At 71.3% G+C, this 17,664-nt stretch carries 15 protein-coding genes; 7 read left to right on the plus strand and 8 right to left on the minus strand.

Features of this window, described 5'->3' with window-relative positions; genetic code table 11:
* Positions 1–118 precede the first annotated feature (118 nt).
* The 6 genes from ACIA73_RS06325 to ACIA73_RS06350 all read left to right on the plus strand — a co-directional run bounded on the left by ACIA73_RS06325 (position 119) and on the right by ACIA73_RS06350 (position 7,810).
* On the plus strand, positions 119–973 hold the full coding sequence (locus tag ACIA73_RS06325) for a hypothetical protein (protein WP_399437121.1): 855 nt from the start codon (positions 119–121) through the stop codon (positions 971–973).
* Complete coding sequence (locus ACIA73_RS06330; RefSeq protein ID WP_399437122.1) at positions 973–2,964, plus strand: fumarate reductase/succinate dehydrogenase flavoprotein subunit; 1,992 nt, start codon at positions 973–975, stop codon at positions 2,962–2,964. The genes ACIA73_RS06325 and ACIA73_RS06330 overlap by 1 nt, the downstream gene beginning before the upstream one ends.
* On the plus strand, positions 2,961–3,731 hold the full coding sequence (locus ACIA73_RS06335) for a succinate dehydrogenase/fumarate reductase iron-sulfur subunit (protein WP_399437123.1): 771 nt from the start codon (positions 2,961–2,963) through the stop codon (positions 3,729–3,731). Before ACIA73_RS06330 ends, ACIA73_RS06335 begins: the two co-directional genes overlap by 4 nt.
* 57 nt (positions 3,732–3,788) lie before the next feature.
* Entirely contained in the window at positions 3,789–4,655 is an 867-nt protein-coding gene (locus ACIA73_RS06340; protein WP_399437124.1) for an arylamine N-acetyltransferase, read from the plus strand.
* A 186-nt stretch (positions 4,656–4,841) separates the two neighbouring features.
* Positions 4,842–6,914 carry a TPM domain-containing protein gene (locus ACIA73_RS06345; RefSeq protein ID WP_399437468.1) on the plus strand — a complete coding sequence of 691 codons (2,073 nt, stop codon included), beginning with the start codon at positions 4,842–4,844 and terminating at the stop codon, positions 6,912–6,914.
* A gap of 185 nt (positions 6,915–7,099) precedes the next feature.
* The gene (locus ACIA73_RS06350; protein WP_399437125.1) at positions 7,100–7,810 is read left to right on the plus strand and encodes a PspA/IM30 family protein; all 711 of its coding nucleotides are present in this window, start codon (positions 7,100–7,102) and stop codon (positions 7,808–7,810) included.
* Positions 7,811–7,815: 5 nt separating this feature from the next.
* On the opposite strand, the gene ACIA73_RS06355 is transcribed toward ACIA73_RS06350, so the two are convergent.
* The 6 genes from ACIA73_RS06355 to ACIA73_RS06380 form a co-directional block, all read right to left on the minus strand.
* Positions 7,816–10,533, minus strand: coding sequence for a SpoIIE family protein phosphatase (locus ACIA73_RS06355; protein ID WP_399437126.1), 2,718 nt, complete (start codon positions 10,531–10,533; stop codon positions 7,816–7,818).
* Between the two features lie 190 nt (positions 10,534–10,723).
* On the minus strand, positions 10,724–11,161 hold the full coding sequence (locus tag ACIA73_RS06360; RefSeq protein WP_399437469.1) for an ATP-binding protein: 438 nt from the start codon (positions 11,159–11,161) through the stop codon (positions 10,724–10,726).
* A 158-nt stretch (positions 11,162–11,319) separates the two neighbouring features.
* Positions 11,320–11,730, minus strand: a complete 411-nt coding sequence (locus ACIA73_RS06365) for a (deoxy)nucleoside triphosphate pyrophosphohydrolase (RefSeq protein ID WP_399437127.1) — start codon at positions 11,728–11,730, stop codon at positions 11,320–11,322.
* Between the two features lie 101 nt (positions 11,731–11,831).
* A complete protein-coding gene (locus ACIA73_RS06370) occupies positions 11,832–12,008 on the minus strand; it encodes an SPOR domain-containing protein (RefSeq protein WP_399437128.1) in 177 nt (58 codons plus the stop codon).
* Between the two features lie 313 nt (positions 12,009–12,321).
* Positions 12,322–13,074, minus strand: coding sequence for a GntR family transcriptional regulator (locus tag ACIA73_RS06375; protein ID WP_399437129.1), 753 nt, complete (start codon positions 13,072–13,074; stop codon positions 12,322–12,324).
* 175 nt (positions 13,075–13,249) lie between these two features.
* Positions 13,250–14,107: a DUF4190 domain-containing protein gene (locus tag ACIA73_RS06380; protein ID WP_399437130.1), complete on the minus strand. Its 858-nt coding sequence runs from the start codon at positions 14,105–14,107 to the stop codon at positions 13,250–13,252.
* Between the two features lie 199 nt (positions 14,108–14,306).
* Here ACIA73_RS06380 and ACIA73_RS06385 point away from each other — a divergent pair, with 199 nt between their 5' ends.
* On the plus strand, positions 14,307–15,173 hold the full coding sequence (locus tag ACIA73_RS06385; protein ID WP_399437131.1) for an isocitrate lyase/phosphoenolpyruvate mutase family protein: 867 nt from the start codon (positions 14,307–14,309) through the stop codon (positions 15,171–15,173).
* Between the two features lie 16 nt (positions 15,174–15,189).
* Here the strand turns inward: ACIA73_RS06385 and ACIA73_RS06390 are convergent, their stop codons facing one another.
* The gene (locus tag ACIA73_RS06390; protein ID WP_399437132.1) at positions 15,190–17,019 is read right to left on the minus strand and encodes a sigma-70 family RNA polymerase sigma factor; all 1,830 of its coding nucleotides are present in this window, start codon (positions 17,017–17,019) and stop codon (positions 15,190–15,192) included.
* 311 nt (positions 17,020–17,330) lie between these two features.
* Positions 17,331–17,561: an exodeoxyribonuclease VII small subunit gene (locus ACIA73_RS06395; RefSeq protein WP_399437133.1), complete on the minus strand. Its 231-nt coding sequence runs from the start codon at positions 17,559–17,561 to the stop codon at positions 17,331–17,333.
* Positions 17,562–17,664: the final 103 nt, after the last annotated feature.

Raw genomic sequence — 17,664 nt, forward strand, 5'->3', positions numbered from 1 at the left:
CCGCCCCCTTGCCCGCCCGTTCCGCCCCCGGGGGGCGGCCCCGCCGCCCAAGGGAGCGGCGGCACAGCGGCCCCCACCCCCACCCACACCCACCCAACCGCCCCCGCTGGAGCCCCCGTTGGCCACAGGCACAGACCCCTCAGCACGCGCCGCAGGCAACGGCGCACCCGACTCCGGCCCACACACCGGCGTCCACTCCCCGACCCGCCCCAGAATCACCGCCCGCCACCTCCGCACCGACCGGTGGTGGCTCTCACCCGCGCTGACCGCCGCCGGCCTCCTCGCGTTCGTCGTCTACTCGACCTGGCGCGCCTTCGCCAATGACGACTACTACGCGGCCCCCTACGTCTCCCCCTTCTACTCCCCCTGCATCGCGGAGAACTGCATCCCCATGAAGGGCGGCCCCAACTGGGAGATCTTCGGCTCCTGGTGGGGCCTCTCCCCCGCCCTGCTCATCCTGATCTTCCCGCTCGGCTTCCGCCTGACCTGCTACTACTACCGCAAGGCCTACTACCGGGGCTTCTGGGCCTCGCCCCCCGCCTGCGCGGTCGCCGAACCGCACAAGAAGTACTCCGGCGAGACCCGTTTCCCGCTGATCCTGCAGAACATCCACCGGTACTTCTTCTACGCCGCGGTCCCGGTCGCCGGCATCCTCACGTACGACACCGTCCTCGCCTTCCGCGACGAGAACTACGAGTGGGGCCACATGGGCCTCGGCACCCTCGTCTTCCTGATCAACATCGCGCTGATCTGGGCGTACACCTTCTCCTGCCACTCGTGCCGGCACATCATCGGCGGCCGCCTCAAGCACTTCTCCAAGCACCCGGTGCGCTACCGCCTGTGGGGCTGGGTCGGAAAGCTGAATGACCGTCACATGCAGCTCGCCTGGGCGTCGTTGCTCAGCGTGGCGCTCGCGGACTTCTATGTGTTTCTTGTCTCGTCCGGCGCTTTCGACGACCCGAGGTTCTTCTGATGACACAACTGGAACGCCAGGACTGGGACGTCGTGGTGGTCGGCGCGGGCGGAGCGGGACTGCGGGCCGCGATCGAGGCGCGCGAGCGGGGCGCCCGTACGGCGGTGATCTGCAAGTCGCTGTTCGGCAAGGCGCACACCGTGATGGCCGAGGGCGGCATCGCCGCGTCCATGGGCAATGTGAACTCGGGCGACAACTGGCAGGTGCACTTCCGGGACACCATGCGCGGCGGGAAGTTCCTGAACCAGTGGCGGATGGCGGAACTCCACGCGCGGGAGGCTCCGGACCGGGTCTGGGAGCTGGAGACCTGGGGCGCGCTCTTCGACCGCACACCGGACGGGCGGATCTCGCAGCGGAACTTCGGCGGCCACGAGTACCCGCGTCTCGCGCATGTCGGCGACCGTACCGGGCTGGAGCTGATCCGCACCCTCCAGCAGAAGATCGTGCAGCTTCAGCAGGAGGACTTCGCCGCGACGGGCGACTACGAGTCGCGCCTGAAGGTCTTTCAGGAGTGCACGGTCACAAGGGTGTTGACCGTTCCGGTCACCGGCTCCGCCGCGGGCGAGGAGCGCGTCTCGGGGACGTTCTGCTACGAGCGCGAGTCCGGCCGGTTCTTCGTGCTGCGGGCGCCGAGCGTGGTGCTCGCCACCGGCGGTATCGGCAAGTCCTTCAAGGTGACGTCGAACTCGTGGGAGTACACGGGTGACGGACATGCGCTGGCCCTGCTGGCCGGGGCGCCGCTGCTGAACATGGAGTTCGTGCAGTTCCATCCGACGGGGATGGTCTGGCCGCCTTCGGTGAAGGGGATCCTGGTCACCGAATCGGTGCGCGGCGACGGCGGCGTACTGAAGAACTCCGAGGGCAAGCGGTTCATGTTCGACTACATCCCCGACGTCTTCAAGGAGAAGTACGCGGAGTCGGAGGCCGAGGGTGACCGCTGGTACGAGGACCCGGACAACAACCGGCGTCCGCCCGAGCTGCTCCCCCGCGACGAGGTCGCCCGCGCCATCAACTCCGAGGTCAAGGCCGGGCGCGGGACGCCGCACGGCGGGGTGTTCCTGGACGTCTCGACGCGGATGCCCGCCGAGACCATCCGGCGCCGGCTGCCGTCCATGTACCACCAGTTCAAGGAGCTGGCGGATGTGGACATCACGGCGGAGGCGATGGAGGTCGGGCCGACCTGTCACTACGTGATGGGCGGGATCGCCGTCGACTCGGACACCGCGGCGACCCGCGGGGTGCCGGGGCTGTTCGCGGCCGGGGAGGTGGCCGGCGGGATGCACGGCTCCAACCGGCTCGGCGGGAACTCGCTCTCCGACCTGCTGGTCTTCGGACGGCGGGCCGGGCTGTACGCCGCCCAGTACGCGGCCGAGCACGCCGGGCCGCTCCGGCCCGAGGTGGACGAGGAGCAGGTGGACGCGGCGGCGGCCGAGGCGCTGCGCCCGTTCAGCGCGGAGGGCCCCTTCAGCGCGCAGGACGCCGCACAGGACTCGGTCACTCCGGGCCGCCCGCCGGAGAACCCGTACACCCTCCACCAGGAACTCCAGCAGACCATGAACGACCTGGTCGGGATCATCCGGCGGGAGGCCGAGATGGCCGAGGCGCTGGAGAGGCTGGCCGAGTTGCGGGTACGGGCGCGACGCGCCGGGGTGGAGGGGCACCGCCAGTTCAACCCGGGCTGGCACCTCGCCCTGGATCTGCGCAACATGCTGCTGGTCAGCGAGTGCATCGCCCGCGCCGCCCTGGAGCGCACCGAGAGCCGGGGCGGTCACACCCGCGAGGACTTCCCCGCGATGGACAACGCCTGGCGGCCGGTGAACCTGCTGTGCCGGCCCACGGACCCGACCGGCGGGCTCGCGGCCACCGACCCGGTGCGCGGGCAGATCGAGCTCGTACGTACGACGACCGAACCCATCCGCCCGGACCTGCTCGCCCTCTTCGAGAAGGAGGAGCTGGTCAAGTACCTCGCCGAAGAGGAGCTCTACGAATGACGTCCTACAAGGCCAACTTCCGGGTCTGGCGGGGTGATGCGGACGGGGGCGGCCTGGAGGACTTCTCGGTCACCAGCAACGAGGGCGAGGTCGTCCTCGACCTCATCCATCGCCTCCAGGCCACCCAGGCACCCGACCTGGCGGTCCGCTGGAACTGCAAGGCGGGCAAGTGCGGTTCGTGCAGTGCGGAGATCAACGGGCGGCCGCGGCTGATGTGCATGACGCGGATGTCGACGTTCGAACCGTCGGACACGATCACCGTGACGCCGCTGCGGGCCTTCCCGGTGGTACGGGATCTGGTGACGGATGTGTCGTTCAACTACCACAAGGCGCGGGAGGTGCCGGCCTTCGTGCCGCCGAAGGGGGTGGCGGCGGGCGAATACCGGATGCAGCAGGTGGATGTGGAGCGGTCGCAGGAGTTCCGCAAGTGCATCGAGTGCTTCCTGTGCCAGGACACCTGTCATGTGGTGCGCGACCACGAGGAGAACAAGGAGTCCTTCGCCGGGCCGCGCTTCCTGATGCGGGTGGCGGAGCTGGACATGCATCCGCTGGACGCGGCGGAGGAGTCCGGGCTCGACCGGAAGAAGTCCGCCCAGGAGGAGCACGGGCTCGGCCTGTGCAACATCACCAAGTGCTGCACGGAGGTGTGCCCGGAGCACATCCGGATCACGGACAACGCGCTGATTCCGCTGAAGGAGAGGGCGGTGGACCGGAAGTACGATCCGCTGGTCTGGCTGGGGAACAAGATCCGGCGGCGGGGGGAGTGAGCGTGGCGGGAGAGGTGGAATAGCTCCGGGGCGGGGCGTGCTGCATTCTGCATGACCATGTGGAGCAGTGAAGAACTCGATCTCGACGGCTATCTCGCCCGGATCGGGTACGAGGGGGACCGCACCCCCACCCTGGAGAACCTGCGTGCCCTGCACCGGGGCCATGTGCTGTCGCTGCGGTGGAGCAATCTCTCCTCGTACCTCTTCCAGGACGTCCCCCTGGACCTGCCCACCCTCCAGAACAAGATGATCACCCACCGGGGCGGCGGTTACTGCTACGAGCACGTGACGCTGTTCGCGGCGCTGCTCGAAGCCCTGGGCTACCGGTTCTTCGCGGTGCAGGGGCGGGTGGTGATGGGTGCGCCCGAGGACAAGATCCTGCCGACGACGCACGCGATGCTGGTGGTGGAGTTCGGGGACGGGCGCCGGTGGCTGGCCGACGTCGGTTTCGGCTCCAGCATGCTGGAGCCGATGGAACTGGTGGAGGGGCCCGAGGGCGTCGAGGCGAAGCAGGACGCGTGGAAGTACTGGCTGCGGCAGCAGGAGGTCACGCCGGGGGCGGTGGGCTTCGCGCTGCATCAGCCGGCGCTCGGGGCGGAACCCGGTGGGGACGGCTGGATGGTGCGGCACACGGTGGTGCTCACCCCGCAGTACCCGGTCGACTTCCGCACCGCGAACCACTTCGTGGCGACCAGCGCGCACTCGCCCTTCAGCAGCCGGCTGTTCGTCCAGCGGGTGCTGCCGGAGGCCTCCCACACCCTGGACCGTCTGAAGCTCTCGACAGTCCGCCCGGGGTCAGGGCTCCCGCCCGAGGTACGGGAACTGGAGGCCGGGGAGGTGCCGGAGGTTCTGCGGGAGGTCTTCGGGATCGAGCAGAGCGAGGGCGAGGCGAAGGTACTGGTCGAACGGCTCTCGGGGGCCTGAGGGGGCTGCGGCTCCGGCCGGCCACTCCCCCGGCCCCCGCCCAGGTCGCGACCCCCACAACCCCGGCATAGCCTCACAAAGGTGACGCCCTCCGAGAGTCGTAGCGGAATATCCGGCGCAGCCAAGGCCCGCCCCCTCGCGGGCAGGGCCGCGAGGCTGGCCGCGGCGATGGCTGCCGCCTGGGCCATGACCACCGCCCCGGCCGCGCACGCGGCGGACGGCGGCGACCCCCCGGCCGCCGCCCCCCGGCCCCCCGCCGAAGACCCCGGGCCGCTCTCGGCCGACGGCCAGATCACCGACAGGGCGGGCGCACTCGGCAACAAGCGGGGAGCCGTCGCCACGGCCCTCAACCAGCTCTACACCGAGCACCGGATCCAGCTCTTCGTCGTGTACGTCCGCGACTTCTCCGGCCGCGCCTCCCAGAGCTGGGCCGACACCACCGCGTCCCGCAACGGCCTCGGACGGGACGACGTACTGCTCGCCGTCGCCACCCAGGACCGGCAGTTCGCCTACTCCGTGGGCAATGACTCACGCCTCACCGACGCCCAGCTCGCCGACGTCTCCGACACCGCGATCAAACCCGCCCTGCGGCAGAACGACTGGGCGGGAGCGGCCATCGGCGCCGCGAACGGTTACGGCGCGGTCCTCTCCGGAAGCCCGGTCCCCACCCCCACGATCACCCCCGGCACCCGCGACACCGGCGGTGAGGACGGGGTGGCGGGCGACCTGGTGCTTCCGGTGGTGGCGGTGGGCGGCGCGGGCGCGCTGGCGGCGTACGCGTACAGCAGGAGGAAGAAGAAGGATCAGAGGGAGGGGAAGAGGGAGGGGGCGGGGGCTGCGGGGCCTGTACTCGTTCCGCTGGCCGAGTTGGATACGCGGGCCAGGAAGGCGCTGGTGGAGACCGATGACGCGGCGCGGACGAGCGAGGAGGAACTCGGCTTTGCCACGGCGCAGTTCGGGGAGGAGGCCGCGCGGCCGTTCAGTGAGGCGCTGGACTGTGCGAAGGGGGAGCTGACCGCCGCGTTCCGGATCCGGCAGCAGCTCGACGACGCGTTTCCGGAGGACGATCCGACCAAGCGGCGGATGCTGGACGAGATCCTGACGCGGTGTGCGGAGGCCAACCGGCGGCTGGACGCGGAGTCGGAGGACTTCGACCGGCTGCGGGAGCTGGAGCGCAACGCGCCCGCCGCACTGGAGAGCGCGGAGGCGGCCTTCCGCGAGCTGACCGGAAGGACGAGTACCGCCGAGGCCACCCTCACCGCCATGACTGGGCGTTACGCCGATTCGGCCGCGGCCCCCGTGGCCGGGCATGTCGAGCAGGCCAAGGACCGGCTGGTCTTCGCGACCACCAACCTCAACCAGGCCCGCCAGTCATTGGTGGCGGGCGACAACAGCAAGGCGGCGGTGTTCGTACGGGCCGCCGAGGGCGCCGTCGACCAGGTGGGCACCCTGGTGGACTCGGTGGAGCGACGGGCACTCGAACTGGCAGAAGCCGCGGGCAAGCTGGAGGGTGCGCTGACCGAGACGGAGACGGATCTGGCCGATGCCGGAGGGCTGGTCGGGGGTACGTCGCCGGGCACCGGCACCGCCGATCTCCAGGGGCGCATCGCCCGCGCGCAGGCCGTCGTCCGTGACGTACGCCAGGAAGTGCAAGCGGGGCGCTACGACCCGATCGACGCCCTGCGCCGGGTCGAGGAGGCGGATGCCGCGCTCGACGAGGCACTGTCCGGGACGAGGGAGCGGGAGAACGCGTCGCGGCGGGCCCGGGACCTGCTCGGGCAGGCGACGCTGACCGCCCGCGCCACGATCGGCGCCGCCGCCGACTACATCTCCACCCACCGGGGCGCCGTCGGCAGCCACGCCCGCACCCGGCTCGCGGAGGCCCAGCGCCACCTGGAGCAGTCCGCCGCACTGGCCGCGGACGACGACGCGTCGGCCGCACTCACCGAGGCGCAGCAGGCGGACTCACTGGCCCGGCAGGCGCAGGAACTGGCCCAGCGGGACGTCCAGGGGTACGGCGGAGGCGGCTTCGGTGGAGGCGGAGGCCGGGGCGGGGGCGGCCAGGGCGGCGGTCTCAACGGCGCGGTCCTCGGCGGCATCATCCTGGGCGGCATCCTCAACGGCGGCCGCGGCGGCGGTGGTTACGGCGGCGGAGGATTCGGAGGGGGCGGCTTCGGCGGCGGTGGCTTCGGCGGTGGGCCCGGCAGCTTCGGCGGTGGGGACACCAGGGGGCGGCGGGGCGGTGGCGGCCGGTTCTAGAGACGTGACCCCCGCCGGCGTACTCGCGGATCCCCCGTCGGCGTACCCGCCGATCCGCCGGCGACGTACCCGCAGATCCATCCACAGACCGTCCGCCGACCATTCGCAGTCCATTCGACGACCCACGCACAGGTGACCGGACACCCGGAAGCCGGAACACGTCCTCACGACCTCAGGAGCACGCCATGTCCAAGCAGTCCATCCTCGGCCGTGTCACTCAGCTCGCCAAGGCAAACATCAATGCCCTCCTCGACCAGGCCGAGGACCCGCAGAAGATGCTCGACCAGCTGATCCGCGACTACACCAGCAACATCTCGGAGGCCGAGGAGGCCGTCGCCACCACCATCGGCAATCTGCGGCTGCTCGAACAGGACCACCGCGAGGACGTGGACGCCGCCAACGAGTGGGGCGGGAAGGCACTGGCCGCCAGCAGGAAGGCGGACGAGCTGCGCACGGGCGGCTCGGCGGCGGAGGCGGACAAGTTCGACGGCCTGGCCAAGGTGGCGCTGCAACGGCAGCTCCAGTCGGAGAAGGAGGCGAAGACCGCCGAGCCGACGATCGCTTCGCAGACCGAGGTGGTCACCGGGCTCAAGGACGGCCTCACCAGGATGAAGTCGAAGCTGACCGAGCTGACGTCCAAGCGCGACGAGTTGGTGGCCCGCGCCAAGTCCGCGCAGGCGCAGAACACCATGAGCGACGCGGTGAAGAACATCAACGTCCTCGACCCGACCAGCGAGTTGAGCCGCTTCGAGGACAAGGTGCGGCGCGAGGAGGCGCGGGCGCTGGGCAAGCAGGAGCTGGCCGCCTCGTCCCTGGACGCACAGTTCGAGGAGCTGGACAGCCTGGGCGACGACGCGGAGATCGAGGCCCGGCTGGCCGCGCTGAAGAGCAGGTAGACCGTTCAGTACATGCTCAGCAGCTGCTCCACACTCAGCTCGGCCGCACCCTCCGACTCCCCGTCGGGCAGGGCGAGTTCGAACCAGACCGTCTTGCCCCGGGGGGTGCGCCTGGCCCCCCACGCCGCACTGAGCAGCCCCACCAGCTGGAGCCCCCGGCCGCCCTCGTCGGTGTCGCGGGCGCGGCGCCGCCTGGGCTGGACATGCCCGGCGTCCCACACCTCGCAGACCAGGGTGCGGTCGCGCAGCAGCCGGAGCCTGACCTCGCCCTCGCCGTACCGCAGGGCGTTGGTCACCAGCTCGCTGACCAGCAACTCCGTGGTGTCGACCAGGTCTTCGAGGTCCCAGGAGACCAGCTGGGCGCGGGCCAGTTCGCGGGCCCGGCCCACCGAGCGGGGTTCGCGCGGCAGCCGCCAGTCACCGACGGCCTCGGCGGGCAGCCCCTGGATGCGGGCCATCAGGAGGGCGATGTCGTCCTCGCCGTGGCGGGTGTCCAAAGTGGTGAGGACGTGGTCGCAGACGTCTTCCAGCGACCGGAAGGGGCCGCCGCGCGGCGGTGTCGTCGCGGGATGCTCCCCGGGCGACGGGCGGGCGGGCCCCGACATGGCGGTACGGAGATCGCGCAGCCCTTCGTCCAGCGGGTGCTCGCGGGACTCGACCAGACCGTCCGTGAAGAGCGCCAGCAGCGACCCCTCCGCCAGCTCGACCTCGACCTCCTCGAAGGGTTCGCCGCCCACTCCCAGTGGCATTCCCGGCGGTACGTCGAGGAGCAGTGGCTCCTCCCCCGGCTCGACCACCATCGGCGGCAGGTGGCCCGCGTTGGCGAACGTACATCGACGGGTGACCGGGTCGTAGACCGCGTAGATACAGGTCGCGAGGTACACCTCGGAGAGATCGGCCTCGCGGGACTTGTTGGTGGCGCGGGAGGCCTGCTGGGCGCCGCTGGGGGTGCCCAGGCCACGGGCGATCTCGTCCAGGGCGGAGAGCACCTCGGCCGGTTCGAGGTCGAGCAGGGCCAAGGTCCTTACGGCGGTGCGCAGTTCGCCCATGGCGACGGCGGCGCGCAGACCGCGTCCCATGACGTCGCCGACGACCAGCGCGGTGCGGTGGCCCGGCAGCTCGATGACGTCGAACCAGTCGCCGCCGACCTCGGTGGCGGTGTTGCCGGGGAGGTAGCGGCAGGCGATGTCCAGGCCGGCCGCCTCGGGGTCGCCGGGGGGCAGCAGGCTGCGCTGGAGGATCAGTGCGCGCTCGTGCTCGCGGCGGTAGAGGCGGGCGTTGTCCATGCAGACGGCGGCCCGGGAGGCGAGTTCGGTGGCCAGTGCGCGGTCGCGTTCGCCGAAGGACTCGCTGCCCTTGGTACGGGAGAACTGGACGAGCCCGATCACGGTGTCGTGCGCCACCATCGGCACGGCGAGGGTGGAGTGCACCAGGTCGCCTTCCTCGCCCTGCACCGCCCTGGCCCGGCCGGTGCGCAGCGCCTTGGCGCAGGGCGTCCCGGACGGATAGCGGTGCACCGCGCCGACGGTGATGTCCGCCGGGTCCTCGCCGGGGCCCACGCAGCCGGGTGCGGCGAGAGGGGCGTCGGAGACGGCGCTGGAGAAGGCGACCCTGCGGAGTTCGGCGCTGCCGTCGGTGACTCCGGGCGGGGACTCGTCGCCGGTGAGCAGACCTTGGTAGAGGTCGACGGAGGCGAGGTCGCAGAAGCCGGGGACGGCGACGTCGAGGAGTTCGCGGGCGGTGGTTTCGAGGTCGAGGGAATTGCCTATGCGGGCGCCCGCCTCGTTGAGAAGGGCCAGATTGCGCCGGGCGTCGGCGGCCTCGCGGGTGGCCCGCTGGCGGCGGGTGACATCGGTGGCCAGACCCGCGACGCCGATGGGGCGGCCGGATCCGCTGTGCACCCGGTAGAGGTTGACCGACCAGTGGCGGCGCTCGTCGGAGCCGGGTTCGGTGCCGCTGATCTGGATGTCGGTGATGGATTCGCCGGTGGCCAGTACCCGGGCGAGCGCGTCGGCCACCCGGTCCGCCTCGGGCGGCGCCAGGTAGTCGTGGACGGTACGTCCGCGATGGTCCTCGGCGGCGCCGCCGAAGACGGTGGCGAAGCGGCGGTTGGTGCGCAGCACGGTGAGGTCCGTACCGAACAGCAGGAAGCCGAACGGAGATTGACCGAAAATGGCCTGTGAGGCGGCCAGGTCGGTTTCGATCCGGCGCAGTGCCGTGACATCCACCACGAGGCACACCGCACCCCGCGCACCGGCCGCGGTCTCGCTGGGCATCACATAGATCTCGGCCATGCCCTCGGCGCCGCCGACACCCACCGCGGTTTCCGGCATCCGGAACGGGACCAGGCCCGTCCACTCCTTGCCGTCGAGGATCTCCGCCACCTGTTCGTGGCCGCGCGCGCGGTACTCCGGGTCCACGAAGACCTGCACCGGGTCCCGGCCCACGACGTCCCGCGAGGGCATCCCGAAGAGTTCCTCGGCCCGACGGCTCCACTGCTCGACCCGGCCGTCGGGGCCGAGCGAGAAGGACGCCATCCGGATGTAGTCGTAGATCGACCCGGGCGGGCTGCTCTGCCAGAGGGTGCCGCCGGACACACCCGGGGCGCCCGGGGAAACCGGAACGCCCGGGGCGTCGCCCGTCGCACCGACCGCACCGGGAGCACCCGGGGCGTTGTACGCCCCGTCTCCGGGCTGTCGGCCCTCGGCTGGTATCTCGTTCACACGACCGTCCCCTCCAGCTCACCTCACCGGAACCGGCCTTGACCGCAGTATTCAGCACTACGGCCCCAACCGGCACGGCGTTCACGATCGCGACGTGCTCCCGGCGCTCACCCGGCCCTTTTCGGCCGGATTCGTCACCTGATCCGTACCCCAGCGGGGCTGTCGTGATCGCTCAAGTCCCTTCACACTTCTAACCGGGCTGGGCCAGCTCGAACCACACCGTCTTGCCGGTCTTTCCGCGCCGGGTCCCCCAGCGCTGTGCGGAGCACGCCACCAGCTGGATTCCGCGCCCTCCCTCGTCGTCGGGGCCCGCCGCTCGCTCACGGGGCGGATCCGGAAGCGGATCCGACACCTCCACCCGCAGGACGGCAGGGGCCCCTTCGGCGGTTCCGGGAAGGGGTACCGGGGTGGCGAGCCTCACCAACCGAACGTCGATGGGCCCCGAGGCGTGCCGCAGGGAATTGGTCACCAGCTCGCTGACCAGCAGCACGCTCACATCGCTGACCTCGTCGAGACCCCAGAGGGCCAGGGTGTCGCGGACGGCGTGCCGTGCGGTGCGGACCGCGTTGGGCTCGGCAGGAAAGGTCCACTCGGCGCAGGCGCCTTCAGTGTCGAGCACGCCGACCACATCCCAGAACAGCAGCAGCGGACCCCAAAAAGGAACATCCCATTTCGGGGGGTTAATCAGCACATACCCGATATCGGAGCCCGGCTACCCAGCGAATAGGCGCACTGTGGCACGAACGGCGTACGGACTCCCCCGTGCGCCGCGCCCTGTTGCCCCGTTCAGCCCTCTGCGGGACTCCCCGTACGCAGCAGCCGCACCGCTTCGGCGACCGCCGGGCGGTCCTGGTCAAGCCAGTTCACCGTGTCGCGCTCCTCGGGGGCGAGCCAGCGCAGTTCGTCGTGGTCCTCCAGCGGACGGGGGTCGCCGGAGAGCAGCCGGGCGGTCCACACCTGAAGGACGTAACCGGGTTTCAGCGGCCACTCGCCGGGGATGCGCTCCAGGGGCTCGGCCTCGATGCCCAGTTCCTCGCGCAGTTCCCGCACCAGGGCCTGCTCGGGCGTCTCGCCCGGTTCGCACTTGCCGCCGGGCAGCTCCCAGCGGCCGGCCAGCTCGGGCGGGGCGCTGCGGCGGGCGGCCAGCAGTCGCCCGCGGTGAAAGAGGGCTCCGCCCACGACCAGTCGTTCCGTCATGGGGCGGAGCCTAAGCCGTGGTGGCCGGCCGCCCCGCATCGCGTCCGGGGCCGAGACCGATCCCCGTTACCGATCCCGTTACCGGCCCCGGGACCGGGGTCTCAGGTCCGCTTCGCCGCCTGTTCGATCAGATAGAGCTGCTTGTGGCCGCGCTGGTCCAGCATTTCGGCGCGCCGCTCGGCCTCCGCGCGCGTGGCGTAGGCGCCGACGCGGTAGCGGTTGCCGTTGTCGTCCTGCCGCACCACCAACCACGGAAGCCGGTTTGCACCGTCGTTCATCGCGCGCCTCCGTCCGCCGGCGTATACGCCGTCAAGGATCCCCAGGAAACCTCAGTACGCATATGCCCGAGCCTACGCCTGACCTTTACTCACCGGATATGACTTTTCACAAAGAGACACCGATCTGGCCAAGAAGCACAGGTGGGTTGACGAAGCAATGACGACAACGGGGGCGCATCCTTGTGGATGCGCCCCCGAGGGAACCCAACTTACCGCTCTGCATACCCGGTTGGCACCGGAATCGCTGTGGCCGGCCCGGCCCGCAGGGCTCGTTCGGTCCGCGGCGTACGCCTCAACTCACCTCACTGAGCCGTCATTTCACCGGCAGGTGGTAGGCGACCCGGTACCGGTCGGCCGGAACCACCAGGTCGGCCGTCTCCACCGCCCGGCCCGAGGCGTAGTACGTCCGCTCGATGACCAGCACCACATGCCCCGGCACACCACCCAGTTCGGCCAGCTCCTCCGCCAGCCCCGGCCGGGCACCGACCTCCTCCGCCACGTTGTCCACCACGACATCGATGGCGGCCATCCGCTCGACCACCCCGCAGCCGCCCAGCGGCCCCTCCTCGGGCAGCATCACCGGGGTGCGCCCGGTGACCGCGAGGGGCTCCCAGGAGGTGGAGAGCATCATGGCCTCGCCCGCGTCCCGGTAGACGTACCGGGTGCACATCACTCGGTCGCCGGGCTCGATGCCGAGCCGTGCCGCGACCGCCTCGGGCGCCGGGGTCTGCTCGCTGCGCGATGCCCAGGTGCCGCGCGCCCCCTCGGCGGCCTGCTCCTGCTTGAAGGGCGTGGTGGAACCCGCACCGCGGTAGGCGGAGCGGGACACACTGCGCGGGACCGGCCGCTCCCTGACGTACGTCCCCGAACCGGAGCGCCCCTCGACCAGGCCCTCCGCCATCAGCACCTTCCGCGCCTCCAGCGCCACGGTGTCCGAGACGCCGTAGACCTCGCGGATGCGCGCCTGCGAGGGGAGCCGGGTGTGCGGCGGCAGCTTCCCGTCGGCGATCTGCTCCCGGAGGTCCCTCGCCACGCGCAGATATGCCGGCTGCTCACCGAATGTCACTGGCCACTCCCATCAGGTTGACAGACAGCAACAGCGTGGCAACCGTGGGTTGTTCAGCACAAGCAAAGGCCAGAGTTTCACTCGATGTGATGATTCGGCTTTACCCAGGCATGTTTCCCCGGGTAAGGCGCGCGGGGGTGCGAGCCCCTCGCGCCCCTGGTTTCCCGGGGGCCTCTCAGACCTCTTCGCCCACATCACCTTCGATGGCCCCACCGGTGTCTCCCGTACCGCCGGTGTCACCGGTGTCCCCCGTACCGCTGCCGCGAAGCGATCCGGTGAGCTTCTTGCCCGACTCGTTACCGAAGACGCAGGAGACTCCCCGGTCACCGAGCCGCCACCCGCGCCGGTCCGGCATCAGATAGAACGAGTCCACGTCGACCGTGCCGCCGCCGACGTACTTGTCCTGCGCGGTGGCGCACCGGGTGTCGGCGATGGCACCGATCTTGGCGTCGCCGGGGTACTCCGAGGAGTCGGGCAGCCTGAAGGTGCCGAACACCTCGCTGTCGTGCGGCCCCGCGCAGTCAACGACCTCGACGTCGTAGGTGGTGCCCTCCAGCGATCCGTCGGGGGTGTTGAAGCACTGCCCGGTGCGCAGCTTCTCGACGGACTGGCCGCCCTTCGCCGCCTCCTCGAAGCCCTTCTTGAAGTCGGAGATCCCGCCGGTGAGGAGGGTGACCAGGACCAGCACCACGCTGAGCGAGGAGAGCACGATGCCCGCGACCGCCAGTCCCTTGCCGCCGTCGCCGCGCTTCCTGATCTGATTGAGGGCGACGATGCCGAGGATCAGGCCGAGCGGCGGGACGCAGCAGACGATGCCGGTGACCAGGGAGGCGATGGCCAGCCCGTTGGTCTTGGGCGCGGCGGGCGGCATGCCGTAGGGCTGAGGGGCGCCGTAGGGCCCGCCGCCGTAGGGCTGCTGCGGGCTGCCGTAGGGCTGGGAGCCGTACGGGGGCTGCTGCCCGTAGGGGCCGGGCCGGGGCGGCCGCTGCGGCTCGTTCCAGGGCTGCTCGGGGGGCGGCGGCGGTATCGCCATCGGTACGGTGCTCCTCGTCGGGGTGGTGCGGGGGGTGCCGGGCGAATCGTACGTGCCGGGTGTGACACCGGGCCGGGGCCGCTCGCCGGGGTGCGGCGCGGGAGCCGGGGCAAAGGCCGAGACCGGGGCGGAGGCCGAGGCCTAAGGTGATGTCGGAAAATCGCCTGCCCCGCAAGCCGCGAGCTGCTCAACTGTGCCCATGACTTCACCGACCGCACAGCCCGCACCCGCACAGCCCGCATCCGCGCAGCCCGTATCCGCCCAGCACGAGAAGGCCACCCTCCTTCACTCCCTGCACCGCACCCCCGGTGCCCCGCTGCTGCTCCCCAACGCCTGGGACGTGGCCAGTGCCCTGGTGATCGAGCAGGCCGGGGCGTCCGCCGTGGCCACCACCAGCGCGGGGGTCGCCTGGAGCCTGGGGTTCCCGGACGGTGACGCGCTCGACCGGGACCGTGCGGTGGAGCTGATCGCCCGGGTCGCGGCGGCCGTGCGGGTGCCGGTGACCGCCGACATCGAGGGCGGGTTCGCGGAGAGTGCCGAGGGCGTCGGCGAGACGGTCGCCGCGGTGATCGCAGCGGGCGCGGTCGGGGTGAACCTGGAGGACGGCAACCGTACGCCGATGGAGCAGACCGGCCGGATCGCCGCCGCCAGGGCCGCCGCCGACAAGGCCGGCATCCCGCTCTTCCTCAACGCCCGGATCGACACCTTCCTGTTCGGCCTCGGCGAGGAGTCGGGCCGCCTCCAGGAGACCATCGGGCGGATGCACGCCTATGTCGGCGCGGGCGCCGACGGCGTATTCGTCCCCGGCGTCACCGACCCGGAGACCATCGCCGCACTGGTCGCGGCCATCGACGTACCGCTGAACCTGCTGGTGGGCCCGGGCGCCCCCACGGTCGCCGAGCTGGCCGAGCTGGGGGTGTCCAGGATCAGTCTGGGCGGGGCGGTGTCGGGCGCCGCGTACGCGGTGGCGCGCCGCGCCACCGAGGAGCTGCTGACGGCGGGAACGTACGAGTCGGTGGCGGGCGCGGTGCCGCACAACGACCTCAACTCGCTCTTCCAGAGGTGAGGTTGATCAGGCGGGGCTAGCGGGCGCCGAACACCTGGGTCCAGTGCGGGCCGCCGGAGGGGCCGGCGATGCCGATGCCGACCTCCTTGAAGGCGCAGTTGAGGATGTTGGCGCGGTGCCCCGAGCTGTTCATCCAGGCCTCCATGACCTTGGCAGGGGTGGACTGACCTGCGGCGATGTTCTCGCCGTAGGTCATCCACCTGTACCCGGCGGCGGTGATCCGCTTGCCGGGGTCGGTGCCGTCCGGACTGGTGTGGTCGAAGTAGCCGCGGGCGATCATGTCCTCGGAGTGCCGCTGGGCGGCGGTACGCAGCAGGCCGTTGCTCGTCACCGGTGAGCAACCCCCCTTTGCCCGCTCGGAGTTGAGCAGGGCGATGACCTCCTGCGCGGGCCCTGCGGGAGCGGGCGGCGGGGCCGGCTTGTCGGGAGCCTTGGTACGGGTGGGCTTGGGCGCCGGCGGCGGGGCGGGCCGCGAGCTGGTCCGGGTGGGGGTGGGCGTCTTGCGGGTGACGGTGGCGCTCGGCGAGGCCGTGGCGGTGGGCGACGCGGTGGTCGCCGAGGGCGCGGGGCTGCTCGCGCTGGGGAGCGCCGGGGCGGAGGTCCGGGCGGCGTCGGCCACCGCGGTGCTGGGTTCCTTGTCCGTGCCGCCGGAGAAGAGCTGGTAGGCCCCTGTGCCACCGCCGACGAGGAGCAGCACGACTGCGGCGCCCGTGACTTGGCGGCGTCGACGGGAGCGCCGACGACGGAGGTCGGTGCGGGTGGGGCCGGTGGGTATGGGGGCGGTGGGGGTGCCGTGGGTGTCCGGGGTGCCGTGCATGTTCGGGTGGGCTCCTGCGAAGGGGTCGGTACCGGGGGTGGGGTGGCCGGTCGGAGTGGGGCCGGAGTGCGGCGCGAGGGACGGGTGCGGGGCGAGGGTGGGGTCCGGGGCGAAGGTGGGGTCCGGGTGCGGGGGCCCGCCGGGGTGGGGGGACGCGTACGGGAAGGGTTCCGGGTACGGGGCCGGGTGGGCGGGGGACGTGTGGGCCGCGGTCTCCCAGGTCCCGGCCGCGCCCCCCTCACGTATCGCCGACCGCACCAGTTCCACCAGCACACCCGCCACCGGCACCAGCCCGAACCCGGCGAGCAGGCCCTCGGCCGGGACCAGTCCGCTGCGATGGCCCGCACACACCGCGCACTCCTTCGCGTGCCGCGATATCCGCTTCCGCCAGAGGGCGGACGGCGCGCCGTCCCACGGCGCGATCACATCCCTCAGCTGCCCGCACAGCGGCACCGCGGCCAGTGCCCGCACCACCACCCGGGCCGCCTCCAGCTGGGCCTTCATCCGCTGCACCCGCACGGCGGTGTGGTCCGGCGCCAGTTCCAGGGCGGTCGCCACCTCGGCCCTGGTCAGTTCACCCGCCGCTTCCAGCCACCACAGGGAGAGCAGCGCGCGGTCGTCGGCGTCCAGCCAGCGAGTGGCCTCCACGGTCTCCCTGCGCTGACCGGAGAGCCCCATCCGCACCAGGGTCAGCCCGACGAAGTCGGCGTCGGGGTCGGCGAGTTCGCGCCCCTCCGGCAGCGGTGCACCCACCGGCTGCTGCTCGCGCTGCCAGTGCCGGCGCACCTCGTTCATCGCGATGGCCACCAGCCACGACCGGAAACTCTCCGGGATGCGCAGGGCGGGCAGCCCGTCGAGCGCCCGCAGCATCGTCTCCTGCACCACGTCGTCGACGTCCGTGTGCCCGTTCAGCGCCCGGCCGACGATGTTGTAGACGAGCGGCAGATAAGAGGCGACGAGCGCGTCCTGCGCCTGCGGATCCCCGCTCTGCGCCGCCACGATCGTCGCGACTCCGTGTTCCCTGTTCACGGTCTCCCGCCCCTTCTCCGCCAGCTCGGTCCTACGGCATCTTGCTCCACGCCATGGGAGACCGGGGGCGGATGGCCCCATAACAAAAATCACCCCCTGGACTTCATCGAAGAAGTCACCTGGGGGCGGAGGCCCGGAGTGCCAGGCCAGGGACGCGAGTGATTACTTCAGGGGCGTGAGGAACTGCGCGATCAGCCACCACGCACCCGTGGGTCCCCACCAGCCCCGCGGCCAGCGGTTCAGGAAAGGGGCGTGGAGGGGCAGACCCCACAGACCCCGCAAATCCCACAGACCCCGCCGTCGGCGCGACCTCAGCCCTGCTCGCCCTCGCCCTCCCCCAACGCCGCGTTCAACCGCGCCCGAGCCCCCTCCAGCCACCGTCGGCACACCTTCGCCAGCTCCTCCCCCCGCTCCCAGAGGGCCAGCGACTCCTCCAGGGTCGTGCCACCCATCTCAAGGCGCCGCACCACCTCGATCAACTCGTCCCGCGCCTGCTCGTAACCGACTTCGGTCCCGGCTCCGGCTTCGTCCGTCTTCGCCATGCGATTCACCTTATGTTCGAGGCCCGACACCAACAGCAGAGCTGCTCAACAGCAACGGGACAGATCAACAGCAACAGCAACAGGGCAGCTCAACAGCACCCGC

Origin of the sequence: Streptomyces sp. NPDC051561 (assembly GCF_044454195.1) — a bacterium.
Classification (GTDB): Bacteria; Actinomycetota; Actinomycetes; order Streptomycetales; family Streptomycetaceae; genus Streptomyces.